Raw genomic sequence first — 24,896 nt, 5'->3', positions numbered from 1 at the left:
AAATTATTCCAAATCTAAAAAATCAAGTTGTCTTAAAGCTTCAAACAAAATAATATTTGCAGAATTTGACAAATTTAAACTCCTGCCATAATCCTTTAACATGGGAATTCTTATAGCCATGTCATAGTTTCCAAAAATTAAATCTTCTGGAAGACCTCGAGTTTCTGGTCCAAAGACTATGAAGTCGCCGTCCTTAAACTTTACATCAGAATATTTTCTCTTTGCCTTAGTAGAGGCAAGATAAAAATTGCTATCTGGATATTTTTCCACAAGTTCATCATAGGAATCGTAATAATTTATATCTACAAGGTGCCAATAATCAAGTCCTGCCCTTTTTAGGTGTTTATCGTCAACAGAAAAACCAAGGGGCTTTATAAGATGAAGTCTCGTATGAGTAAGACCGCAAGTCCTTGCAATTGCACCAGTGTTAAAGGGAATTTCTGGCTCATAAAATACTATATTTAACATTTTTTGTCTCCTTCTAAAATTTCTATGGCACATTTAAGTCCGTCAAGGGCAGAAGAAATTATTCCTCCAGAATAACCTGCGCCTTCTCCAATTGGAAATAAATTTTCAACTTTTATGCTTCTATAATTATCTCTCACAATTCTAACTGGCGAAGATGTCCTTGTCTCCACTCCAGTTAGGATTGCGTCGTCACTAGAAAATCCATGGACTCTTTTATCCATTACCCTTAGAGCGTTTTTTATGGCACGATTAATGGATTCTGGATAAATTTCATTTAAGTTGGAAAAGACATAGCCTGGCTTAAAGGTTGGCTTCACCTGACCAAGTTTTTCCGTCACCCTATTTTCCATAAAGTCCTTCACTCTTTGGACAGGTGCCTTGCCCTGACCCATGTCATAGGCTTTTTTTTCAATTTCATTTTGAAAATCCATGCCAGCTAGGTTTCCCTCGCCAAAAATTTTCTCATCAATACTTGCCACTACTGCTGAATTTGAATTGTCGCCAGACCTATCGTGATAGGACATGCCATTTACAACAAGCTCACCTTCTATTGAAGATGAGTTTACCACATAGCCACCTGGGCACATGCAGAAGGTGTAAACAGAATGCGCCTGGTCTTTGTCTGTGACATTTAGCTGATAAGTTGCCGCAGGAAGTTTGTCGGAGACCATGCCGTACTGTGCCATCTCAATATTTTTCCTTAAATGTTCAATTCTAAAGCCTACAGCAAAGGGCTTTTGCTCAAGTAAATTATATTTATCAAGCATAGAAAAAGTATCTCTTGCAGAATTTCCAAGGGCCAAGATGTAGGCATCGGCAGAATAATCTCCCTTGTCTGTTATTATTTTATTTATTTTCCCATCTTCTATGTCAAAATCAATAAGCTTTTCACTAAATTTATAAATTGCACCTTGGCTTTCAATTTCACGCCTCATATTTTTTATGACGTCACGCAAAATATCTGTGCCAATGTGGGGCTTTTGCTCGTAGAGAATATCTTCTGGCGCTCCATTTTCCACGAAGATGTCAAATACATGACAGACCCTCTTGTCCTTTGAGCGAGATGTAAGCTTTCCATCAGAAAAAGTTCCTGCGCCGCCTTCTCCAAATTGCACATTGGAATTTTCGTCAAGCTTTCCCGTCTCGTGAAGTATGTCAATGTCCTTTACTCTTTCATCAACTGGCTTGCCCCTTTCAATTAGAGTTGCCTTAACGCCCTTCTTTGAAAGCAAGTAGGCAGCAAAAAGTCCTGCAGGTCCAGTACCAACTACCACTGCAGTTTTTATATTGTTAAGATTATTAACTTCAAGCTTTTCTTCCTGAAAGTCGTCGATATTATTTTTAAGTCTCTTTAGAATTTTTTTATCTATGTCCTTTAATTCTAAATCCACTAAAACTTGGTAGACGTAATTTATTTCACGCCTAGCATCTAGGGATTTTTTGTAAATTTTGTAGTCAAAGTCCTTTTTATTTAATTCCTTTTCAATTTTCCCTCGCAAAAATTTTTCGTCCTTGTCATAGGGAACTTTAATATTTCTTAAAATAATCATATTTTCACCAAAAACATTATAACACGAAATCTTTCTAGTAAATAAAAATGTGATGAATGTCGCAAGTGAAAACAAAAAAAGAGACTTCACTTAGTCTCTTCTTTTATTTTTGGCAAAATTATTTCAAAAACTGTTCCAATAATTTCACCCTTTTCATTTATATTATCTAAAATTTTTATGTCGCCCCTTAATTTTTCCATTATATTTTTCACAAGGTTTAAGCCAATGCCGTGGCCGCCACTCTTTCGGTTTCTGGACTCATCGACCCTATAAAATAAATCAAAAACTTTATCCTTGTCTTCGCCTGTGATGCCCACGCCAGTATCTCTCACATCTATAAAATAATTTTCTTCATCTTCTCTAAAGTCAAAAAAAAGGCTGCCCCCATTAATGTTATAAAGTATTCCATTTTTGCCAAGGTTAAAGAGGACTCTCTCTAGCAAAATGTCATTGGAATAAATTATTTTATCTTCCAGCTTGGAAAGAATCTTCACATTTTTTTCTTCTGCCAAGTCCTCCAAGTCAAAGGCAACTTCTTCCACTAAGTCTCTTAGGTTAAAATTTCTTAAAACTGCATTTTCCCTGCGATTTAAAAATAAAAGAGACTCAATGATTTTTGAAATTCTGTCTATGTTTTCGTCAAAATTATCTAGTAGGTCTTTTAAGTCCCCATCAGAAACTTTATTTTTCATTAGATAAATTTCAAGTGAAGACTTCATTATGGAAATTGGGGTGTTTAGCTCGTGAGCAATGGCAGATGAAAGGGCCTTTTCCCTGGCATAACTTGAATAAATTTTATCCAGAGACCTTTCAAAGGCAAGGGAAAGTTCCTCAATCTCTTGGGACTCTCCCGGCATATAAATGTTTTCTTCACTTTTTATCTTGTCCACATCGATTTCTTGGACTTTATCTTTTAACAACTTTAATGGCTTTAAAAGTCTTGAAACCAAGACATAATAAACGAGAGACCCAAGGGCAATGGTCCCTGTCATAACCATGAGAGAAAAATTTTTTATCTCTTTCGTTGATTTTAATTTTGAATCTTCAAGGACAATAAAATAATTGTCGCCCTTGTTTTTTTCTTCCTGGACAATTTTCTCGCCAATATCTAAAATTCTCTTTTCTTGATACTTGCCAATAATGTAATTAGATGTTGTAGTCATAATTATAAAAATTAAAATTATGGAAAAAATCAGCTTGAAAACTATAGTATTCTTAATATCTTTAATTTTCTTCATCAATAATGTAGCCCTTTCCAATTTCATTTCTTATAATATTTTTGCCAAGCCTTGCCTTTAGTTTTTTTCTAAGGGCTGACATGTGAACCCTCACAACGTTGGAAAATAAGTCTACCTCGTCATTCCATACATGCTCCATGAGTTCTTCTGTAGTGACATATCTTCCCAAATTGAAAAATAAATATTCCAAGATGCCTGCTTCCTTGGCTGTGAGCCTTAAATTTTCGCCCTCAATGGTAAAAATCCTCTTCCTTGTGTCAAAACTTATGCCACTTGTCTCTATTACTGCATTTTTTATTGTAGTTTGTCTCCTAAGAAGTGACCTAATCCTCGCCTTTAACTCCTCAAAGTGGAAAGGCTTTAGGACATAGTCATTGGCACCCAAATCGAAACCACGCACCCTATCGTCAACATCTGAAAGGGCAGTGAGCATAATAATATTGACTTCCCTGTCCCTCTCTCTAATTTCCCTTAAAATTTCAAAGCCGTCCTTTTTAGGGAGATTGATGTCTAAGATAATGAGGTCGTAATCATTGGTAAAGGCCATAAAGGACCCTTCTTCTCCGTCAAGGGCAGTGTCAACAACATAGCCAGAGTGGACCAAGCCCTCTCTTATAGACTCTAAAAGTTTTTCTTCATCTTCAACAAGTAAAATTTTCATTTTATCCTCTTCCATCTTTCATGGTAAACTTTATAAGTTGGATCTTTTATTTCGCTTTTATCAATTAATTCAAAATCATCAAAGGCAGGAATAAAAGTATCTGCATCTTCCACTACTGTGTCAACTCTTGTAACGATTAACTCGTCAAGTCTCTCCCACAAGAGCTTTACAATTTCTGCGCCGCCAATTACAAAAACTTCCTTGTCCTTATACTTATTCAATATGTCATCAAGTTTTTCTATTGAGTCCACATAGTATAAATCTTTTTTATCCTCTCTATTAGCTCTAGTAAAGACAATAGAAATTCTATTTGGAAGCTGTCTTCCAATGGCGTCTAGTGTGCGTCTACCCATGATAATAATATTATTTGTGGTGTAGTTTTTAAACATTTCTAGGTCATCATCTACAAATAAAATTTGCTCGCCCTTCTTGGCAATGGCATTATTATTGTCAACTAATATTAATAATTTCATCTAATCACCTTTAAAAAAATTCTTAACTTAATCATAGCCTAGAGGAAAAAATATTCAAAGACTTTTATATTTTATTTCAAAAAAATTTTACATAAATATATATAAAGTAAATTTTATCTTGTAATTTTTTTTAATCTTTGCTATACTAATGTTGTTATGGCGACATAGCCAAGTGGTAAGGCACGGGTCTGCAACACCCTTATCACCGGTTCAAATCCGGTTGTCGCCTCCATATAATCTACTGATTTTTATCAGTAGATTTTTTTTTTACAATTTTTTAACTAGCCTATGCTTTCTATTGCTTCTAAAATATTTCCATCGGGATCGTAAAAATAAATTGCCTTGCTCTTTCCAAATCCATAGTCACTTGAGTCAAAGACTTGTGGCTTTGACATCACCCTTACATCCTTCTCAAGTAAATAAGCATAAAATTCTTCAATATCTTCCACTGCAAAGCAAAGTTCTGAAATTGAAGTCTTAAAAAGAGAAGGAATATCACTTTTGACCTCTCCTCTTTCAAACTCTATTAACTCCACATCGGGGCATCCAGCACCTTCCTTTGGACTTAAATAACAAACTTTTGCCCTTATATCTTCTCCATTAAATAACTTGTCTGTGGACTCACCCTCCATGTACATGTGTCCTTTGTAGGAAAGGCCTAGAAGATCTCTATAAAATTTTATGGACCTCTCAAGATCTGTGACAGTAAGACCAATGTGTGCAATGCTTTTTATCATAAAATTCCTCCAGCTTCTATCTTAAAACAAGAATATCAATAAAAAATTTTTTTGTAAAGTTTGACCTTTCTTAAATTTTGAGAAAAAATTCCATTAAAAAAGCAGCCCGCGAGCTGCTAATTTTATTTTTCATTTATAACTTCTATTGCCTTTTTAAGTTGTGTGTCTGTGTCCTTGTAGTCAATTCCAATGCCCTTAATGTCATCTGGAAGGTCAACTTCAATATCTGGCACAATTCCCTTTTTATTTATGGACTTGCCACTTGGAGTAAAGTATTCTGAAGTCGTAAGCTTTAGTCCATCGCCGCCAGGTAGAGACATTACATTTTGCACTACGCCCTTTCCATAAGTTTTCTTGCCAATAATTTTTGCCCTGCCAAGGTCTCTTATGGCTCCTGATAAAATTTCTGATGCAGATGCAGAGCCTTCGTTAACTAGTACAACCATTTTGATGTCATTATACTTGTCGTCTAATTTATAATCTTGAACTATTTCGCCCTTGTTATCTTTTAAAGTTACAAAAGTTGATTTTGGAAGAATTGCATCGCCTATTTCAACTGCAGCATCAACTACTCCGCCAGGGTTTCCCCTCATGTCAAGGATTATGCCCTTAACTCCTTCACTTGTAAGCTCATTTAAAGCCTTTACAAAGTCCTTTCCAGTTTCTTCATCAAACATAGTTATGCCAATGTAGCCAAGGTCTCCAATTTTATTTTTTAAAATTGAATCGATTTTAATTTCTTCTCTTTTTATTTCAACTTCTTCTGTCTTTAAATTTTTCTTTTTGAGAAGCAAAATCTTAACAGTAGTTCCCTTTTCGCCACGCATCTCCTTTGATGCCTCGTTTATTTTTTCAGCACTAAAGTCCTTGCCGTTGATCTTTAAAATTTTATCTCCCGATTCAACTCCAGCCCTATCTGCTGGTGAACCCTTAATGGGAGAAATGACAGTCACAGTTCCATCTTCGTCAGGCGAAATTATAACTCCAATACCTTGAAACTTTCCCGTAGTGGTTTCAGATAGCTTTGTCATCTCTTCTGCAGTTAGATACTGTGAATAGGGGTCACCTAAACCTGCAACAAGACCCTTTAAAAGACCTGCCTCTAGGTTTTCATCTTTGATATCTTTGTTGTAAAGATAATTTTCTCTCAAATATTTTTCTAAGACTATTACCTTGCCAAAATTTTCATTGGAAGATAGGACTTGTCTTACAGTTATTATTCTCGTAACAAAAGCAGTTGTAATTACTAAAAGTACAACTGCTATGATTTTTAAAAATTTATTATTTTTCATTAAACATATCCCAATGGATTTACAGGTGATCCATTAACCCTCACTTCAAAATGCAAATGTGCTCCCGTTGAAAGACCTGTTGAACCAACAAAGGCAACTACATCACCAGCACTTACAGAATCGCCAACGCCTACATTTAGAGCTGAACAGTGAGCATAGACTGTAACTGTGTCGCCATGATCAACCATTACTACATTTCCATAGCCACTCATTAGCTGTGACATAATAACTGTACCAGACTTGGCAGCAACTATTGGCGTGCCACTTGGTGCAGGAATATCTACTCCTGAGTGAAATTTTGAGTATCCAAGTATTGGGTGCATCCTATATCCAAAAGGAGAGGAAATAGAATAGTGACCAGGTAGGGGCCAAGTGTAGCTTTGTCCATTTCTTGGCGCAGAAGAAACAGTGATGTTGCTGTGGACTCTAGTCGCCCTTCTTGCTCTTGCTGCAGCATCTTCTGCTTTCTTTTGTTCTGCAATTTGTTTTTGAAGTCTCACTATTTCTGCATTCAAACTATCCCAATTTGCTTGAGCTTTTTCAAATTCAGCCTTATATAAGTCTAAGTTTGACTCTAAAACCTTCATGTAATTATTTTTGGCATCTACAGCTGCTTGATAGGATTGTCGTTCATTTACAACGGCAACCCTGCTTGCGGATACCTTAGCCTTATCTATTTGAAGTCTCTCTTCAGTTTGCTTTATTGTGTCAATTTGTTCTTGTATAAACTCAATTAATTCCCTATCAGCTCTTGCTATAGATGAAATGATTTCGTTATTTCTAAGTAGTTCTTCTATGTCTTTTGAATTTAAAAGGACTTCAAGGTAATTTACATTGCCTCTCTTGTACATTTCCCTAAGTCTCATGCGAAGTGCATCAGTATTTTCTGAAAGATTTACCTGAGCTTCTTCTAATTTTTCTTGATTTTCGTCTATATCCTTATTAAGTCTTCCTATTTCACTTTCAAGACTTGAAATCTTTGCAGAAGTAACTTGAATTTTTGCATCAAGATTTTCAATATCTACACTTACTGATTTCTTTTCACTTTCAGTATTAGAAATATTGCTCTTCTCTTTATTAATTTTATTTTTTATTTGCACTTGTTCTTGCTTTTTTTTGTTTTTCTCAATTGTCAGGCTCTTTGAGCTCTTTGCAAGGGCACCTGTGGGCACAGCCATAAGCCCTGCAAGACATAGAGCAAGAAATTTTTTCTTACTATACATTTTTCTCCTTCACCTACACATCTAAAAATTTCTTAGTGGAGAACAAACTTCCAAAGAAGCCTATTCCTACACCAATACATAAAAATATTATATACAAATCCAATCTAATGGACAAGGCGGACACCAAGTCGACGCCAGTCATGTCATATAATTGTGGATTAAGTCTTTCAAATAAAATTTCATAAAGCTTTAGAGTTATAAAGCCAGCTATGCCTGCTCCCAAAGCTCCAAAAATTATTCCATCAATAAGGAAGGGCCCCCTAATATAAGTGTTAGTGGCACCTACATATTTCATTATATTAATTTCTTTTTTTCTGTTGGAAATGGCAATCTTAATTGTATTGTGAATAATAAGTATAGACACAAGGACAAGAATAAGAACAATACCTGCTCCAACTACTTTTACACCATTTTGTACCTTTAGCATTTGTGTGACAAAGTCATAATAATAATTGTGGTCTTCAACTATGGGAAGGTCCTTATACTTGTCTTCAACTTCTTTTCCATAGGAAAGTTCCTTCATCTCAACAGTTACTGATGCAGGTAGAGGATTGCCGCCAGGAATATTTTCTAGAATTTTAGAATTTTCTCCAAAGCTTTCCTTAAATTCCTTTAGGGCCTCATCTCTTGAAACATAGGAAACTTTTTTAACCTTGTCATTGTCGTGAAGCTCATCAATAAAGGCATTTACATCGCTAGGATTGGCATCGTCCTTTAAGAAAAAGACAACTTTATCTAGCTTTTCACCAGTTTGGAAGACAATTCCATTAAGATTTAAAACCATAAGCATTACAACGCCAAAAAGTGTAAGCATTGCAGAAATGGAAATAATGGAAGTGAGAGCCATAGTCTTGTTTCTCCAAAGACCGGAAAAAGATTCTTTCACAACATTAAAGAACTGTCTTATTACTTTCATAATAACCTCCTTCTTTAATATCAGAAACAATCTGTCCCTGATCTAGAGTTACAACTCTCTTGTTAAATTTATCTACGATGTTAACTGCATGAGTAGCCATGATGACAGTCTTGCCATCGTCATTAATATTTTTTAAGGCACTCATAATGTCCCATGCAGTGGATTCATCAAGGTTTCCAGTAGGTTCATCACAGACAAGATAGGGAGCCTTATTTACTATTGCCCTGGCAATAGAAACTCTTTGGGATTCTCCACCAGAAAGTTCAGATGGATAGGCCTTCTTCTTGTCGCTTAAATTTACAAGATCAAGAGCGTAATCAACATTTTCATTTATTTCTTTTTTGGACTCTCCAAGAATTTCTAGGGCAAAAGCCACATTTTCATAGACAGTCTTTTTTTCTAACAATCTGTAATCTTGGAATACTACAGAAATATTTCTCCTAAGTTTGGGTATCATGTATTTAGATAGTTTAGTTATGTCAGTGTCGCCCATGTAAATTTTGCCACGATTAACTTTTTCTTCTCTAATAAGAAGTTTTATCATAGTAGATTTACCGGCACCTGATGGACCAACTAAAAATACAAAATCACCACGAGGTATTTCTATACTCACATTTGAAAGTGCAGTTACACCATTGCTATATTCTTTAAATACATTTTCAAATTTAATCATAATTACACCTTTCTATAATCTTTTATAATTATATTACAAAGTGGTTACAAATGTACAGTGTATTTATTAATTTTATGTGATTTTTCAAATAATATGAATATTTTTAAGGGATTAAAAAAAATTTTTTTAAAAATTTTTTAAAAATATTTTACATTTCAAAAGACTTCGTGTATAATTTTGAAGTAAAAAAGTAATTTATTTAATTGTTATTAAATGTAGGAGGAAATATGCAAAGATACATTGGAACAGTAGTGCGTGGAATTCGTACTCCGATTGTAAAAAGTGGAGACAATCTAGTAGATATTGTCGTTGATTCTCTAGATAAGGCTCTTGAATCAGAAAATATTTCTATGAAAGATAGAGATGTAGTGGCAGTAACTGAATCCTTAGTTGCTAGAGCACAAAATAATTATGTCTCTATAGATGACATAGCTTGTGATATTAATAATAAATACGACGGAGAAATTGGAATAGTATTCCCTATTCTTAGCCGTAACAGATTTTCAACTATCTTAAGAGGAATCGCAAAATCAGGAAAGAAAATCCATTTTCTATTCTCCTACCCTTCTGATGAAGTTGGAAACTCACTAATGGACCCAAATCTTCTTTACGAAGCTAAAATTAATCCTTTCGTGGATGTATTAGAAGAAAAAGATTATAGAAGAATTTTTGGCGAAGTTGTTAAGCACGAATTCACAGGCATTGACTATGTAACTCTTTACAAGGAAATTTGTGGCGGCAACTGTGAAATCCACTTCTCAAATGACCCTAAGACAATTTTAAAATATACAGATGAAGTTCTTGTTGGTTCAACTCACACAAGATTTTCCATTAAGAGACTTCTAAAGGACGAAGGAGCAAAAGTTGTTCTTGGTCTAGACGACATCCTAACAAAATCAATTAATGGCAGTGGTTACAATGAAGAATTCGGTCTACTTGGCTCAAACTTTGCTTCTGAAAGTAAATTAAAATTATTCCCAAGAGATGGCGAAGAATTTGTAAATGCAGTTCAAAAGAAATTGATTGACAAGTACAATAAAGATATTGAAGTAATGATTTACGGCGACGGTGCCTTCAAAGATCCAGTTGGAAAAATTTGGGAACTTGCTGACCCAGTAGTTTCACCTGCCCACACTAAGGGACTTGCTGGTACACCAAGCGAACTTAAGATAAAATACATTGCAGACACTGACCTTAAGGATATGGACACAGAACATGCAACTGCTGCAATGAAAGAAAAAATTTCTCACAAAAATAAAGATTTAGTTGGAACTAATGAAACTCTTGGCACAACACCAAGAAGAATCACTGACCTACTTGGAAGTCTTTGCGACTTGACAAGTGGTTCAGGCGACAAGGGAACTCCAGTAGTTTTAATCCAAGGCTACTTCGACAACTTTGCAAGTGAATAATATTTTAAAAATATGAATTTTTAAGGAGCTTCGGCTCCTTTTTTATTTGCACTTTTGCATAAATTTTAAATATATTTTAAATAAATTTTTAAAAAATGTCCCTTTTCTTTGATAAAACCTTTTCATTGTATTACAATGAAATAAGAGGTGATAGTTATGAAGTTTGATACTATGGGTCTAGACAATGCTCTTTTAAAGAGTTTAAAGGACTACATAGATACTTTTGATAATAAGGAAAACAATATTATAAGTATTCTTCACTACGCTCAAGATATTTTTGGATATCTTCCAAAGGAACTTCAAGTTTACATTGCAAGACTTACAAATCTTCCTGCAAGTAGAATAAATGGAATTGTAACTTTTTATTCCTTCTTCAATGAAAATAAAATGGGCAAATTTAAAGTTGATGTCTGCCTTGGCACTGCTTGTTTTGTTAAGGGCTCAGAAGAAATTATGAAGGCCTTTAAAGATGAACTTAACGTTGATGGCGATGGACTTAGCGAAGATGGTCTCTTTAATGTAAATTCTATTAGATGCGTTGGAGCTTGTGGCATTGGTCCAGTAGTTCGCGTAAACGACAAGATTTATGGTCATGTTGAAGTTAGTGATGTCAAAGAAATTATAAAGGCACACAGAAATGAATTAGCTACAGAAGAAAATTAATTTATAAATTTCAAAGGAGGTAGTTATGGCAAAAATAGATTCCTTGGAAAAACTTATTTCTATAAAAGAATCAAGACATCACCAAACTATTTTAAGAGATATAGGCGACATGCCTGACGATGATGTTATAGAAATTTTTATAACTGGAAATGAAAGAGAAAAATATGCAGAAATAGAAAAAGTTTTTGACGACTTAAAGAGCTTTGTCCGCGAAAAGGGCATGCGAAACTGCAAATTTTTATTTAAAGACGACCCAAACCAAAAAGAAAAGTTTAACATTGAAATAAGATTTAATGTCTGCGCAAATGTCAAGAGCAACTCCCTTGACACTGAAGCCATAAAGGATTTTATTTTAAATGTTGCTTCTGTTAAGAGTCAGACTCTTGAGTACGAAAAAGAGGTGACATATGAATAATTTGAGATTACAAGTACTTATTTGCAAGGGAACGGGCTGCGTCTCTGCAAGAAGTGATTTAATTAAAGAAAATTTTGACAAGGCAATTGAACATTACAAAATCAAAGATGTGGAAGCCATGATAACTGGTTGCTTTGGCTTTTGTGGCGAAGGTCCCATTGTAAAGGTTGAACCCGACAATGTCTTTTACACTCATGTAAAACCTAGCGATGTAAACGAAATTGTGGCGGAACACATTCTTCATGGTAGACCTGTCAAGAGACTTCTCTACAAGAACCCAAAGAATAAGGAGCCAATTTACAATCAAAAGGAAATGAGTTTTTACGGCAAACAAACTCGTGTTGCCTTAAAAAACTGCGGCAAAATTGACCCAGAAAATATTGAGGACTACATATCCTACGACGGCTACCAAGCTCTTTTTAAAGTTTTAACTGAAATGAGCCCGCAAGAAGTTATAGACATAATTAAAGTATCTGGACTTCGCGGTCGTGGCGGCGGAGGTTTTCCTACTGGCATTAAATGGCAAAATACATATAATTCTCCAGGTCATGAAAAATATATTTTCTGCAACGCTGACGAAGGCGACCCTGGTGCCTTTATGGATAGGAGTATTTTGGAAGGCGACCCCAACTCCATTGTTGAGGCTATGACAATTGGCGGCTACGCAACTGGTGCAAACCACGGAGTAGTTTACATCAGGGCTGAATATCCCCTCGCTATTCATAGACTTAAGACTGCAATTTCTCAAGCAAGAGATTATGGCTTCTTAGGAAAAAATATTTTTAATTCTGGTTTTGACTTTGACATTGAAATTAGATACGGTGCTGGTGCCTTTGTCTGCGGCGAAGAAACTGCTCTCATTCACTCTGTGGAAGGCAAGAGAGGCGAACCTACGAGAAAGCCTCCTTTCCCTAGCGTAAAGGGCTATATGGGTAAGCCTACAACTGTAAATAATGTTGAAACCTATGCAAATATTCCAAAGATTATTTTAAAGGGAACTGACTGGTTCACTTCCATGGGAACAGAAAAATCTAAGGGCACAAAGGTCTTTGCCCTAGCTGGCAAAGTAAACAATGTTGGTCTTGTTGAAGTGCCTATGGGCATAACTATTCGTGAAATTGTCTACGACATCGGTGGCGGCATTCCCAATGGCAAGAAGTTTAAGGCAGTGCAAATTGGTGGACCTTCTGGTGGAATGATCACCAAGGAAAATATTGACACTCCAATTGATTATGAAAATTTAAAAGAAATTGGCGCCATGATGGGTTCAGGCGGACTAATTGTCATGGACGAAGACAACGACATGGTTGAGATTGCAAAATTTTATCTTGAATTTACCCAAGACGAATCCTGCGGCAAGTGCACACCTTGTCGACTTGGCACAAAGAGACTTCTTGAAATGCTAAAAAATCTTTTAGATGACAAGGGTTCAGAGGAAGATTTGCAAAAAATCGAAGATCTCTGTCACAACATCATAAACTCAGCTGCCTGTGGACTTGGACAAACTGCACCAAACCCAATTTTATCTACTATGAAATATTTCCCTGATGAATATTTAAAATATGCTAGACACGAAATGAGGAGAGCCTACAAGATAAATAAGGACAAGTGCATTGGCTGTCACAGATGTGCAAGGGAATGCCCTGTTAAGTGCATATCAGGAAAGCCAAAGGAAAAACACGAAATTAATGAGGACAAGTGCATAGCCTGCGGAACTTGCTTTAAGACATGTCCTGTAGGTGCAGTTGTGGAACCTAAATAGAGGTGAATTATGATAAATTGTGTTATTAATGATAAAAACTTGAAAGTTAATGAAGGCACGACAATCTTAGAAGCTGCAAAAGAAATTGGCATCGACATCCCTACACTTTGTCATATGAAGCTTCCTAACTTTAATTATGAAAATAAACCTTCAAGCTGTAGAATTTGTATGGTTGAAGTTGTGGGAAGGCCAAAACTTTGCACAGCTTGCTCTGAAGAAATAACTGAAGGCATGATAGTAAATACTGACACGCCAAGGGCAGTTGAAGCGAGAAAAATTAACCTAGAGCTTCTCCTTTCCAACCACCCTAAGGACTGCCTAGTATGTCCCAAAAATTTAAACTGCGAACTTCAAGCCTTGGCAGAAAAAATGGGCATAAGAGAAATTGCCTACAAGGGCGAGAGAATGCAACATAAGGTGGATGCATCTTCCAACTCCATTTACAGAAATCCAAATAAATGTGTAATGTGCAGAAGATGCGAAACAATGTGTAACGAAGTTCAAACTGTGGGAACACTTAGCGGACTAAATCGTGGTTTCGATGCCATAGTTGCCCCTGCCTTTAACATTCCCCTAAGAGAAAGTTCCTGTACCTTCTGCGGACAATGTGTGGCAGTTTGCCCAACAGGTGCAATAGTAGAAATTGATGCAACGGCAAAAGTTTTTAATGCCATAAAAAATCCAAAGAAGCATGTAGTAGTACAAGTTGCCCCATCAATTAGAGTTGCCATTGGAGAACTCTTTGACATGGAGCCAGGACAAGTTACAACAGGAAAACTTGTCACTGCTCTTAGAAAGCTTGGCTTTGATGTAGTCTTTGACACAGACTTTTCAGCCGACTTGACAGTTATGGAAGAGGCAAGCGAACTTGTTGACAGAATTAAAAACAACAAAACTCTTCCAATTTTGACTTCCTGCTGCCCTGCCTGGGTTAGATTTATAGAAATGAATTATCCTGATATGTTAGACATACCTTCAAGCTGTAAGTCCCCACAAATTATGATGGGCTCCATGGTAAAAACTTATTACGCAAATAAAACAGGCATCCCTGCCAAGGACATTGTCATGGTTTCAGTAATGCCTTGCACAGCAAAGAAGGCTGAAGCAGCAAGATCAGAACTTGGAACAAAGGATATTCGCGATGTGGACTATGTCCTTTCAACTAGAGAGCTTGGAAGAATGATAAAACTTTACGGCATAGACTTTAACGGACTTGAAGAAGGCAAATTTGATAAATTAATGGGCGAATCTTCCGGTGCTGGAACAATTTTTGGCACAACTGGCGGAGTAATTGAAGCAGCCATAAGAACTGCCAGCGAATGGTTAACTGGCGAAGAGCTAGAAAAAATTGAATTTGAAGAATTAAGAGGTCTTAAGGGCATAAGAGGTGCAGAAGTTAAAATTGGCGACTTGAACTTAAAAGTTGGCATAGCTCACGGACTTGGCAACGCCAGAAAATTATTAGATGGAATAAAGAGCAAGAAGTACGACTTCCAAGCCATAGAAATTATGGCTTGCCCTGGCGGCTGCATTGGTGGCGGCGGTCAACCTTACCACCATGGTCACGAAGAAATTCTTTTGAAAAGACAAAGGGCACTTTACGAAATTGACAAAAATAAAAAAATTAGAAAGGCTCATGAAAATCCAATGATAAAAGAAATCTACAAAAATTATCTAGGAAGGCCTTATGGCGAAAGAGCCCACGATTTGCTTCACACATCATATATTCCAAGAGAAAAAATATAATATAATTTTTATAAATAAAAAAGTGGAGGCAATGATATTTTCTCCACTTTTTTCTTGCAAAATAAATATTTAAAAATAAATTTAAACAAAAAAACCGCAACATATGCTGCGGTTTTTAGTCATTTTATTAAGCTTTTCATTTAAGCCCGAGGATTAATACCATCCTCTAAGTTTCATAGCTTTATCGATAGATTGGATAGCGTACATGTAAACTCCTTCTCTAGGAACTACATCATATTCATCACAAACTCCGAATACGCCTTTGATAGCTTTCATCATGTCAGCTTCTTGTTTTTCTTCTACTTCAGCTTCAGTCCAGTACATTCCGTATTGGTTTTGAACCCATTCGTAATAAGAAACAAGAACTCCACCTGAGTTAGTTAAAATGTCTGGAGTTAGAGGAATTCCTCTTTCAGCAAGAACTTTATCTCCTTCTGGAGTAGTAGGTCCGTTAGCTGCTTCACAAACTAATTTAACATTAAGTTTTTGAGCTACATCACCAGTGATTACATTTTCAAGAGCAGCTGGAATTAAGATATCCCATTGACCTGTCCAGAATTCATCTGCAGAAATTTGTTTTGCATCTGGGTAACCGATTAGTGTGTGGTGTTCGTTCTTATATTCAATAAGTTTTTTGAAATCTAGTCCATTTTCATTGTATAGAGCGTAGTTTCCTTCTTTTTTGTCCCATTCAGCTAGAGCGTAAACTTTTCCGCCTTGTCTTTCAATGTTTTTAACTGTGAAAGATCCAACGTTACCGAAACCTTGAACTGCAATCTTAGCGTGTTTGAAATCAATTCCTTCACGTTTAGCAGCTTCTCTAGTTACTACAGCAACACCAAATCCTGTTGCTTCGTTTCTTCCTTCAGATCCACCAAGTCCAACTGGTTTACCTGTGAAAGTTCCAATATCTTGTCTGTCTCCGTTTACTTTGATGTATTCATCAATAAACCAAGACATGATTTGTCCGTTAGTGTTAACGTCTGGTGCTGGAATATCAATTCTTTCTCCAAGGTATTTGTAAAGACCTCTTACCCAACCTCTACAAAGTTGTTCTAATTCTCTGTCAGAAAGTTCTGATGGGTCAACACAAATTCCACCTTTTCCTCCACCGTATGGAAGGCCAAGTGCGCCACCTTTGAAAGTCATCCAAAGTGAAAGAGCCTTAACTTCGTCTAGGCATACATTTGGATGGAATCTAACTCCACCTTTAGCTGGACCAACTGCTGTTGAGTGAGCTGATCTCCAACCTTTGAAAGTTTTAACTGAACCATCATCCATCTTTACTGGGATAGAAATTTCAATTACTCTTTCAGGTTCTTTTAGAATTTCATAAACAGCTGGGTCACAACCTAGCTTGTCACATGCAGCCTTAACTTTTTGTTGAGCTGCTACTAACGGATTTAAAGTATCTGTCATTTTAAAACACTCTCCTTTATGTATAATCATGATAACCATTTCTTACAGCCATAATTATATCAAATAGAAATATTAAGTTCAAGTTGTGGAATTAACTTTAACGAATTGTTTATTTTTGTACTTATAGCTTTAAATTTTAATTTTTTTTGGCAAATAATAATGCAAATCGTAAACAATGGTAAAATTTTTTTTCTTTCTTTCCTTAATTCTAAGTCCCTTTTTATTTCCATTTTCGCCAATAATTTTATCATTTTTTAGGGTAATCATTTTCACTAAATTCATATAAATTCTTTAAAAGAAATTTGCCTTACAATAAGGTTTTTTTAGAATTTTTATTTCATTTTTTACTTAAAATTCTCATGGTTTTAGTGTATCATAGCTTATGAGGTGATTTTATGAACTCAGGTGCAATGAGTTTAAAAAAATGGATTTTTTCTAAAACTTTTCAGAGAAAACTTCTATCAGTAATTGTCTGCACTTTAATAGTATCTTTTTCTATAGTTTACATAATAAAACCAAATTTATTGATATCTGGAGGCTTGACTGGTCTTAGTATTTTGACATCTAATGTAACAGGCATAAGTCTTCCTTTGCTAATATTTATATTAAATATACCAACATCTCTTTTGAGCTTTTTCTTTTTAGATAGAGACTTTACATTTTTCTCTACCCTATCGATTTTGCTCCTATCTATTTTTGCTTCCTTTTATCAAAAAATCTTGCCAGGTTTTTACATTACAAAGGAACCAATCCTTGCCTCAATCTTTGGTGGTCTCTTAAATGGTATTGGCATGGGCATTGCCTTTCGAAACGGAACATCAACGGGAGGTCTTGACATAGTAGCGGCAATTCTTAAAAAGAAATTTAACATCACTATAGGAAGTGTCCTAATGGGCATCAACTTTATAATAGTAAGCTCTCTTGGCTATTTCTTTTCCATAGACAAGGTCCTCTTTACTTTAATCCTTATGTTTATAAACTACAATGTTGTAGATAAAATTCAACTTGGAGTTGGAAAACAAAAGCAAGTCCTTGCCATTTCTGAAAAGAACGAAGAGATTGCAAGAGAAATTTACAAGGAAGTTCACAGAGGTGCAACTTACATCAAGGGAATCACTTCTTACAAAAAGAAGGATGTCAACATTTTGTATGTAGTCTGCTCTTCCAAACAACTTGTTAAGCTTAGACAAATTATAAAAGAGATCGACCCCGATGCCTTTGTCTCCGTCTCTGACACTTCAGAAATTTTGGGCAAGGGCTTTAAAGAGCTTTCAGTTTAAGCTTTATTCAATTTAAAATTTAATTTTCGCGTAAAAAAACCACGGGCTTTAAAATTTAAAACTCGTGGTTTTATTTATTGTATCATTTGTCCTGCTGCAAGATAGATTAAAATCAAGCTCCAGTCGTAAATTATGTGAATGACATAGGTGACGCTTAAATTTTTTGAAAGAACATAGGACATGGATAGACCCGTCCTTATTATTGAAATTATAAGGACTGCTTGAAGCAGGTTAAAATTATAAGTTGAAAGGTGCATTGCGCCGAAGATAACTGATGAAAGAAGAATAGCTAAAGTTGTCTTTAAAATATTATTTTTCGTCTTCATTTTATTTATGACAAACAAAAAGGGAATAATAAAAATAATTTCTTCTGCAATAAATTGAATTGTTGTTGAGACAAAAAAGCTCTTAAAATTATCTGGCGTAAGCACATCAAATATTGGATTGGTAGCACCCTTTATGCCCAGCCTTTCTACTGCAATAGCAGAAATTATAACTGCCACTACAGAAAAGCCAAGACCAATAACAATGTAGCCTAGGTCCTTCATCTTTATGGGCAAAAATATTTTTTTGATAAAATTTTTGTCCACTACTAAAAGTGAAAGTAGACATAAAATACTTATGGCTAGGGCATAGACAATTTCATTTTTTACCTTAAGTGCGTAAAATAAAAGGCTAACTCCATAAAAGGAGCCAACAGAAATTACAAGGGCAAGGAGCCACTTCCAGGTCTTTGCTTCTATCTTAGGGTAGTGTCTTTTCATTTAGCATCAAACTCGATTAAGCCCTTATCTGTCAAAAGATAATTTAATTTTTTGTCGTAATCTTCATGAGGGACTTCTTCTACAATTTGATCAGAATAGCCAATGCCCATTCTTATAGTGTCCACTTTGGCAAAAAATTTGTCGTAGTAGCCTCCGCCGTAGCCAAGTCTATAGCCCTCACTATCAAAGGCAAGACCCGGCGTAATAGTTAAGTCCACATCAAGAACTTCTTCGCCAGACTTTGGCTCAAGGATTCCCATTTTATTTGCCTCTAAGTCTTCTATTCCCTTTACTTCAACTGCAATCATGTCCCTGCCCTTTACAAGTGGCACCAAAAGTTTTTTGCCATCCTTAATTATGTCGTCGATGATTTTTTTTGTGTCAACTTCACTTTTATAGGAAATAAAAACAAAAACAGACTTTGCCTTCTTGTAAATTTCTAAATTTTTAAGATTTTCCCTAATTTTTTTATTTTTTTCATCTCTATCTTGAACTTCTGCTCTAACTTTTGTATATTTTTTTCTAAGTTCTTTTTTATCCATTTAAATCTCCTTATTCTCGCAAATTTCTCTGTAGTCGCAATTTTCGCAAGTGCTAGTGGACGTATAATCCCCTGCTCTTATGCTCTTGGTCATTCTAATTATTTCATCTTCAACATTTTTTAATAGTACAGCCAAGTCTTCAGAGGAAAAATAATTTTTCTTCTTGTCGTCTCTTGGCAAGAGGTCAGAATTTTTTATAACAGTGGCAATCTCTGCCCTTTTCACAGAGCCGTAAGTGGCACTTGCTATTTTCTTACCCACTTTTCTTCTGGCTATAGCATAAAGAGGCATTTGAAAAGATTTTAAATCTTCTATTTCCTTTCTCGTCCTGCCCTTGGACCTCTTGTAGTCAATTAAAATTTCTTGGTCTCCCAAGGCGTCAATTCTGTCGATTCTGCCCTTTACTTTTAGTCCACTGACATCAGTTACAAAGCCCTCTTCAAAATATTTTGGGCTAAAGCCATATTTTTTCTGCTCTTCCAAGTCCTTCTCAATGTAATTCCTTAAGATCTTAAAGGAATTTATGACAGAAATTTTTTCAAGGAAGGACAAATCCTTAAAGTCCCCCAAATTTTCTTCCTGGAGAATTAATTTTTTTAAAGTATTTATATTTAAATCTCTTTCACTCTTAAAATATTTCTCCAAAATGTGGTGGAACTTGTCCCCCTCACTTAAATAATATTTTTCCTCATATTCCTTTTCCAATCTTTCAATTTTATAAACTCTCTCAAAGAGAAATCTCCTTGGACAGTCCTTTAAAATATCAAAATCTGTGACAGAATAATTTCTATCCTTAATTTTTTTGTTGATGCCACTAAGTTCAGCGGCAGAAACCTTGTAGTCTAAATCATGACTCTCATAGTCCAGGTCAAGCTTTGATGTGGTGTAAATTTTTTCGTGATCTTTAATTTTTAAGTCTAAGTCATAAATCAAGGTGTTTAAAAGTTTTGAAAGTCCCTTCTTGTGGTCCTCAATTAAAATAAAAATTTTATCTGATGAAAGCAAATCGTAGACGAGATAGATGTAATCCCGCTTAAAATTGTCCCTTACAAGGCCAATCCTCTCCATGTCCTTTTCCCCTTCCCTATTGTAAAGGAAGTTATTTTTATTTTTTCTCTCAAAATTTTTGTCAAAGCCAATTAAAATTAAATTTTTAAAGTCCCTATAATAGTTTGCAGCATAAGATGCGATTTCTATGCCCTCTAAGTTTTGAACTTCATCAAGTTTTGACTTTTCAAGGTATTTTTTCGTGATCAAGACAAAATCAAAAAGTGAAATCTCCTTGTATAGTGAAGAGAGATTTTTCATCTTAGAAAAATTTTCTTCCATTTTGTCAAGAAATCTCAGATCACGAAGTGCCAAAGTCTCTGGATTTTTTTCTACTTCTTCCCTTATTTTTTCCCTTGCAGACTCTAAATAATTTTCAAAAAATTTGATGTAATAATCTAAAGTCCCAAGGTCATCTATTTTTTCTTTTTGCAAAAAGTCTAGACCAGCAAAAAAATTTTCTGGAGAATCTGTATTTACTTCAAGGCTTTTTACATTTGAAAAGTCTATGTCAGATAAGTTCTTAAAATTGTAGGTCATCAGTGCCTTTTCCAGTGAAATTTCATCTACATCAAGAGGGAAATATATTAGTCTCACTCTTTTTAAGCTGCCTTCTTTATTTTTATTTAAAAAATAGTCCATGAGGATTAAAAATTCGCTTTCAAGAAGGGATTTTTCACTGCTTTTTACATTAAATTCAAGCCCCTCAAAGAATTCCCTGGATTTTATCTTTTCAGCAAGACTTTTTGAGCCACTTAAGATGCCAAGGTCCCCCACCTCCTTGTCCTTTAACAAAAGTTTTAGCTGTGAGAAAAATAAATTGTAAAAATCCTTATCTGATGAAATAATTTTTATATCCTTCTTCTTTAAGTCCTCTTTGTAGTCCAAAAATTCTGACTCCTCTAAAATAAAGCCAAGGTCCTCTAGGCTACTTATAGTGGAAGAAATCAAATCAGATTTTATAAAATTAAAGGGCAGGTCAAGGTAAATATTTTTGTCTGACAGGTCAGCAAGTTTTTCTATAATTTCCTCTTCATTTTTTCTAAATTCCAAAAAGCCAGAGATAATTATGCTGTCGTAGGGACTCTTTTCCACAGAAGAATCCTTTAGTCTTCCGTAAAGGTCGTAGCCTTTATCATCAAAATATGCCTTATAAAGCTCAAAAACTTTAGAAAGCTCCTTAAAAATTTCCCCATCAATTTTTAAAATGTCCTCACTAGACAAATTGTTTTCGCATAGGTCGTCAAAAAAGTCCAAGACAATGTCCACTGTCTCTGGAAAAATTTCCATGTCCCTAAAACTATTTTTCAAAATTTTTGAGAGGATGATGTATTTTAAAATTGAGTCGGGCTTTTTCTTCCTATTCTTTTTACCAATGCCGTCAAAAGTTTCGAATTCCGTCTTTGTTATGTCAATGCCCTTTTTTAGCATATCCCTTATGTAAAAATTTATTGCAGACTGAGAGGGCAAGATGACAAGAGTCTTCTCACCCTTTAAATTTTCAAAATCTAATTTTTCCCTTGGGTTTCTAAAAATTATTTTTTTCATTTAATAAATCACCTAAATTTACGCCGAAAATTTCTTCAGCAATACTTGTCATCTTTTCTCCTGGCAGATAAATAAATTTTTTGCCCCTTAAACTTTCAAGTTTTTCTGAGTCAAAAACTATGGAATAATTGTGGAGGAATTGACTGTCCAGTCCCTTGTCTCTGAAAATTTTATTGACCCCTTCATGACCATACTTTCTGTCGCCAATGATAAAGAGATTTTTTTCCTTTAAGGATGCCCTGATTTGGTGGGTCCTTCCCGTTATCAAATTGACTGAAAGAAGGGAGTAGTCCCCCTTATTTTTTAGGAGGTGAAATTTTGTAATAGACCTCTTGCCCTCATCTTTACCCGATTTTTTCATGACATTATTTGCAGTTTTTACTAAATTTATGTCCACATCAAAATCTTTTTTCACTCTGCCAAAGACAAGAGTCACATAATATTTTTTAATCTGGCGATTTTTTATGGCTTCATTTAAAATTTGCAGAGTCTTTAAATTTTTTGCCCCAATTAAAATCCCAGAAGTGTTTCTATCAAGCCTATTTACAAAGGCAGGTCTAAAGGATTTTTCAAGCCTTGGGCTGTAGTCGCCCCTTGCTATTAAATAGTCCACCATCCTGTCAAGGGCATTGTCCTGGTAAGAACTGCTGTCGTTGTGAGTGAGCATGTTAACTGGTTTTTTTACCAAAATAATATCCTCATCTTCATACAAAATATCTGGCAACTTAGAATTTTTTGACTTCTTAATATCTTTTTTAAATTTATTTATTGTATCCTCTGACAAAAATAATTTAATTTCATCACCATCAGACAAAATATCTTCAGGCTTTGCCTTTTTACCATTTAGGACAATATTTTTCTTTCTCAAATTTTTATATATGAAGGATAGAGGTGCCTTCTCAAAATAAATTTTTAAGAACCTGTCAAGCCTTCTACCCTGGTCATTTTTATTTACAATAATTTCTCGCATAAGATCTCCAAACTTTTCATTTTTTAACTTTACTGTTATAATTATATCAAAACAAGTTGAAAAGAGGTTTATTTTGAAAAATATTAACAGAGGCAAACTCTTTTTTATTAAATTTTTGCAAGTTATCTTGTCAATTTTATTTTTCCTCTTCTTGGTTTTCGTAATCAAGTGGAGAATGGAATGCCTTTATGTAAATTCAATTTCTCATCGCAATGTAAGTATTGGCATAGGCGACGAGTTTTCTAAGACCGTCAACGAAATTTTAGTTGCCACTGGTCTTAGAGAAGAAGAATATGTAAAGCCAATAGTGGTAATTGATGATGATGAAGAAAAAGAAGAGACAGCAGAAAATATGGCGACAAGTAAAATTACTATTCCTGAAGGCACAAATGCCGATGGGCTTGGCAAAATTTTAATGGAAAATGGGCTAATAAAAGATTTAAATGCCTACAAGGCACTAGTAGACGACATGCAAATTGGCGATAAAATTGTTCCTGGCGCTTACGACTTAAGTAAAGAACTAACTGTGCGTGAAGTTCTTGCCATAGTTTCAAACACAAGTCTTCAAAGCTTCAAGATAAACATTGCTGAAGGCGCAAGCCCAGCTGATGTTGCAAATACTTTAATGGAAATTGGCGTAATTAAATCGCCTAATGACTTTATAGCTAGCTGCAATAATCTTGGCGTTACAAAATTTGCTCCAGGAAGTCACGAAATACTCATGCCTTCAAAGGTGGCAAACATAATTAAATCACTGGAAGAAAAATAATCTGTGGGAAACCGCAGATTTTTTTTGAAAAATTTTATTCCTGGCTCTAGTCCATGGATATTATAAGCATTTTGTGATATATTTTAAAAAAGAATGGAGGATATTATGCACAAAAATAGAATTGATAGACTAATAAAAAAAATGGAAGAAAATAATTTGGCTCACATGATAATAAGTGACCCTTATGCAATTTTTTATCTACTTGATAGAAAAATTGAGCCAGGCGAAAGAGCCCTTGCCCTTTACCTTCACAAGGATGGCGACATAAAACTTTTGATAAACGAACTCTTCCCACAAGATGGTGAAATCGGTGCCGACCTAATTTGGTATAACGATGTGGAAGATGGCATTGAAAAGTTGTCAAAATACATCAAGGAAGATGAAGTCATTGGCATTGACAAGTTTTGGTCTGCAAAATTTTTGCTTCGCCTTCAAGAAATTTTCCCTGACAAAAAATATATAAACGGCTCAGACATAGTTGACGCTGTAAGACGCGTTAAGGATGAAGAAGAAATAAGGCTTATGCGTGAATCTTCTGAAATAAATGACAAGGTTATGGAAGAAATAATACCTTGGGTTGTTAAGGGACTAAATGAAAAGGAACTAAGCGCCAAGCTAAAGGAAATTTATAAGGCTCATGGCGTGGAAGAAGTTTCCTTTGAGCCAATTACAGCCTACGGAAGATCAGCTGCTGACCCTCATCACTTTACAGACGATACTTGTGGAAAGCTTGGCGACTGCGTAGTCCTTGACATTGGAGGAATGTATAAAAATTACGCATCAGACATGACTCGCACAGTTTTCATTGGCGAAGTAAGTGACAGGGCTCGTGAAATTTATGAAATAGTAAAGGAAGCCAACCTTCGCGGCATAAAAGCAGCAAAAGCTGGCAACAAGATGTCAGATGTTGATAAGGCCGCAAGGTCCTACATCGAAGAAAAGGGCTATGGCAAATACTTCACTCACAGAACAGGCCACTCCATTGGACTTGAAACACACGAAGCAGGCGATGTATCATCAGTAAACGACAGCATCATAGAAGTTGGACAAATCTTTTCCGTTGAGCCAGGCATTTATCTCTTAGATGAAGGCATTGGCGTCCGCATAGAAGACCTTGTCCTAATAACAGAAGATGGTCCAGAAGTATTAAACCATGTATCAAAGGACTTAAAAGTAGTTCCTATAGAATAAAATTTTTATCCCATTAATAGGTCTCCTATTAATGGGATTTTTTTATAAATCGAAAAAATTATTGCAAGTCTATAAAAATTTTCTAATAAATCCATGACTTTGTAATTTTTTATCTTTTCAAGTACAATGTTATTTAT

At 35.2% G+C, this 24,896-nt stretch carries 24 protein-coding genes and 1 tRNA gene; 9 read left to right on the top strand and 16 right to left on the bottom strand.

From position 1 onward, the window contains the following. Positions 1-3: 3 nt before the first annotated feature. From Q0U74_RS01140 to Q0U74_RS01120, 5 genes are all read right to left on the bottom strand, one after another. Positions 4-468: a tRNA (cytidine(34)-2'-O)-methyltransferase gene (locus tag Q0U74_RS01140; RefSeq protein ID WP_297392127.1), complete on the bottom strand. Its 465-nt coding sequence runs from the start codon at positions 466-468 to the stop codon at positions 4-6. Further along, complete coding sequence (locus tag Q0U74_RS01135; protein ID WP_297392126.1) at positions 462-2,018, bottom strand: NAD(P)/FAD-dependent oxidoreductase; 1,557 nt, start codon at positions 2,016-2,018, stop codon at positions 462-464. The genes Q0U74_RS01140 and Q0U74_RS01135 overlap by 7 nt, the downstream gene beginning before the upstream one ends. 86 nt (positions 2,019-2,104) lie before the next feature. Next, complete coding sequence (locus tag Q0U74_RS01130) at positions 2,105-3,256, bottom strand: cell wall metabolism sensor histidine kinase WalK (protein WP_297392123.1); 1,152 nt, start codon at positions 3,254-3,256, stop codon at positions 2,105-2,107. Then, positions 3,243-3,917, bottom strand: coding sequence for a response regulator transcription factor (locus Q0U74_RS01125; protein ID WP_297392121.1), 675 nt, complete (start codon positions 3,915-3,917; stop codon positions 3,243-3,245). Before Q0U74_RS01125 ends, Q0U74_RS01130 begins: the two co-directional genes overlap by 14 nt. After that, complete coding sequence (locus Q0U74_RS01120; protein ID WP_297392119.1) at positions 3,914-4,390, bottom strand: dihydrofolate reductase; 477 nt, start codon at positions 4,388-4,390, stop codon at positions 3,914-3,916. The genes Q0U74_RS01125 and Q0U74_RS01120 overlap by 4 nt, the downstream gene beginning before the upstream one ends. A 158-nt stretch (positions 4,391-4,548) precedes the next feature. On the opposite strand from Q0U74_RS01120, the gene Q0U74_RS01115 reads away from it, so the two are divergent. Further along, a tRNA-Cys gene (locus tag Q0U74_RS01115) sits at positions 4,549-4,622 on the top strand. 49 nt (positions 4,623-4,671) lie between these two features. On the opposite strand, the gene Q0U74_RS01110 is transcribed toward Q0U74_RS01115, so the two are convergent. The 5 genes from Q0U74_RS01110 to ftsE all read right to left on the bottom strand — a co-directional run bounded on the left by Q0U74_RS01110 (position 4,672) and on the right by ftsE (position 9,231). Then, positions 4,672-5,127 carry a VOC family protein gene (locus Q0U74_RS01110; protein WP_297392117.1) on the bottom strand — a complete coding sequence of 152 codons (456 nt, stop codon included), beginning with the start codon at positions 5,125-5,127 and terminating at the stop codon, positions 4,672-4,674. A gap of 122 nt (positions 5,128-5,249) precedes the next feature. Beyond that, positions 5,250-6,419, bottom strand: a complete 1,170-nt coding sequence (locus Q0U74_RS01105) for a S41 family peptidase (protein WP_297392115.1) — start codon at positions 6,417-6,419, stop codon at positions 5,250-5,252. Continuing rightward, positions 6,419-7,642, bottom strand: coding sequence for a murein hydrolase activator EnvC (locus Q0U74_RS01100; RefSeq protein ID WP_297392113.1), 1,224 nt, complete (start codon positions 7,640-7,642; stop codon positions 6,419-6,421). Before Q0U74_RS01100 ends, Q0U74_RS01105 begins: the two co-directional genes overlap by 1 nt. 13 nt (positions 7,643-7,655) lie before the next feature. After that, positions 7,656-8,558, bottom strand: a complete 903-nt coding sequence (gene ftsX / locus Q0U74_RS01095) for a permease-like cell division protein FtsX (RefSeq protein ID WP_297392111.1) — start codon at positions 8,556-8,558, stop codon at positions 7,656-7,658. Beyond that, positions 8,533-9,231 (bottom strand): cell division ATP-binding protein FtsE, encoded by a 699-nt coding sequence (gene ftsE / locus Q0U74_RS01090; protein WP_297392109.1) that lies wholly within the window; start codon positions 9,229-9,231, stop codon positions 8,533-8,535. Before ftsE ends, ftsX begins: the two co-directional genes overlap by 26 nt. A gap of 227 nt (positions 9,232-9,458) precedes the next feature. Here ftsE and Q0U74_RS01085 point away from each other — a divergent pair, with 227 nt between their 5' ends. The 5 genes from Q0U74_RS01085 to Q0U74_RS01065 all read left to right on the top strand — a co-directional run bounded on the left by Q0U74_RS01085 (position 9,459) and on the right by Q0U74_RS01065 (position 15,229). Beyond that, the gene (locus tag Q0U74_RS01085; protein ID WP_297392107.1) at positions 9,459-10,643 is read left to right on the top strand and encodes a coenzyme F420-0:L-glutamate ligase; all 1,185 of its coding nucleotides are present in this window, start codon (positions 9,459-9,461) and stop codon (positions 10,641-10,643) included. A 156-nt stretch (positions 10,644-10,799) separates the two neighbouring features. Next, positions 10,800-11,306, top strand: coding sequence for an NAD(P)H-dependent oxidoreductase subunit E (locus Q0U74_RS01080; RefSeq protein WP_297392105.1), 507 nt, complete (start codon positions 10,800-10,802; stop codon positions 11,304-11,306). Between the two features lie 25 nt (positions 11,307-11,331). Then, complete coding sequence (locus Q0U74_RS01075; protein WP_297392104.1) at positions 11,332-11,721, top strand: hypothetical protein; 390 nt, start codon at positions 11,332-11,334, stop codon at positions 11,719-11,721. After that, positions 11,714-13,483 (top strand): NADH-quinone oxidoreductase subunit NuoF, encoded by a 1,770-nt coding sequence (locus Q0U74_RS01070; protein WP_297392102.1) that lies wholly within the window; start codon positions 11,714-11,716, stop codon positions 13,481-13,483. The genes Q0U74_RS01075 and Q0U74_RS01070 overlap by 8 nt, the downstream gene beginning before the upstream one ends. A gap of 9 nt (positions 13,484-13,492) precedes the next feature. After that, positions 13,493-15,229 carry an NADH-dependent [FeFe] hydrogenase, group A6 gene (locus Q0U74_RS01065; RefSeq protein ID WP_297392100.1) on the top strand — a complete coding sequence of 579 codons (1,737 nt, stop codon included), beginning with the start codon at positions 13,493-13,495 and terminating at the stop codon, positions 15,227-15,229. Positions 15,230-15,382: 153 nt separating this feature from the next. Here Q0U74_RS01065 and Q0U74_RS01060 read toward each other — a convergent pair whose 3' ends face one another. Beyond that, positions 15,383-16,648, bottom strand: a complete 1,266-nt coding sequence (locus Q0U74_RS01060; RefSeq protein WP_297392098.1) for a Glu/Leu/Phe/Val dehydrogenase — start codon at positions 16,646-16,648, stop codon at positions 15,383-15,385. 129 nt (positions 16,649-16,777) lie between these two features. Beyond that, positions 16,778-16,930 carry a hypothetical protein gene (locus Q0U74_RS01055; RefSeq protein ID WP_297392095.1) on the bottom strand — a complete coding sequence of 51 codons (153 nt, stop codon included), beginning with the start codon at positions 16,928-16,930 and terminating at the stop codon, positions 16,778-16,780. 113 nt (positions 16,931-17,043) lie between these two features. Here Q0U74_RS01055 and Q0U74_RS01050 point away from each other — a divergent pair, with 113 nt between their 5' ends. Then, on the top strand, positions 17,044-17,928 hold the full coding sequence (locus Q0U74_RS01050; RefSeq protein ID WP_297392093.1) for a YitT family protein: 885 nt from the start codon (positions 17,044-17,046) through the stop codon (positions 17,926-17,928). 74 nt (positions 17,929-18,002) lie between these two features. Here Q0U74_RS01050 and Q0U74_RS01045 read toward each other — a convergent pair whose 3' ends face one another. The 4 genes from Q0U74_RS01045 to Q0U74_RS01030 are packed head-to-tail and all read right to left on the bottom strand — an operon-like array spanning position 18,003 to position 22,799. Beyond that, positions 18,003-18,692 (bottom strand): CPBP family intramembrane glutamic endopeptidase, encoded by a 690-nt coding sequence (locus Q0U74_RS01045; protein WP_297392091.1) that lies wholly within the window; start codon positions 18,690-18,692, stop codon positions 18,003-18,005. Further along, entirely contained in the window at positions 18,689-19,234 is a 546-nt protein-coding gene (locus tag Q0U74_RS01040; RefSeq protein WP_297392089.1) for a 5-formyltetrahydrofolate cyclo-ligase, read from the bottom strand. Before Q0U74_RS01040 ends, Q0U74_RS01045 begins: the two co-directional genes overlap by 4 nt. Beyond that, on the bottom strand, positions 19,235-21,829 hold the full coding sequence (locus tag Q0U74_RS01035) for a PD-(D/E)XK nuclease family protein (RefSeq protein ID WP_297392087.1): 2,595 nt from the start codon (positions 21,827-21,829) through the stop codon (positions 19,235-19,237). After that, positions 21,810-22,799, bottom strand: a complete 990-nt coding sequence (locus Q0U74_RS01030) for an RluA family pseudouridine synthase (protein WP_297392085.1) — start codon at positions 22,797-22,799, stop codon at positions 21,810-21,812. Before Q0U74_RS01030 ends, Q0U74_RS01035 begins: the two co-directional genes overlap by 20 nt. A gap of 73 nt (positions 22,800-22,872) precedes the next feature. Between Q0U74_RS01030 and Q0U74_RS01025 the strand changes: the two genes are divergently transcribed. Both Q0U74_RS01025 and Q0U74_RS01020 read left to right on the top strand, forming a co-directional pair. Continuing rightward, positions 22,873-23,568 carry an endolytic transglycosylase MltG gene (locus Q0U74_RS01025; RefSeq protein ID WP_297392083.1) on the top strand — a complete coding sequence of 232 codons (696 nt, stop codon included), beginning with the start codon at positions 22,873-22,875 and terminating at the stop codon, positions 23,566-23,568. Positions 23,569-23,673: 105 nt separating this feature from the next. Next, on the top strand, positions 23,674-24,759 hold the full coding sequence (locus Q0U74_RS01020) for a Xaa-Pro peptidase family protein (RefSeq protein ID WP_297392081.1): 1,086 nt from the start codon (positions 23,674-23,676) through the stop codon (positions 24,757-24,759). The last annotated feature ends 137 nt before the right edge of the window (positions 24,760-24,896 follow it).

Origin of the sequence: uncultured Peptoniphilus sp., assembly GCF_946998875.1 — a bacterium.
Taxonomy (GTDB): domain Bacteria; phylum Bacillota; class Clostridia; order Tissierellales; family Peptoniphilaceae; genus Peptoniphilus_A.
Note: the sequence above shows the minus strand (reverse complement) of the source record. Positions and strands in the feature narration are given on the sequence as shown.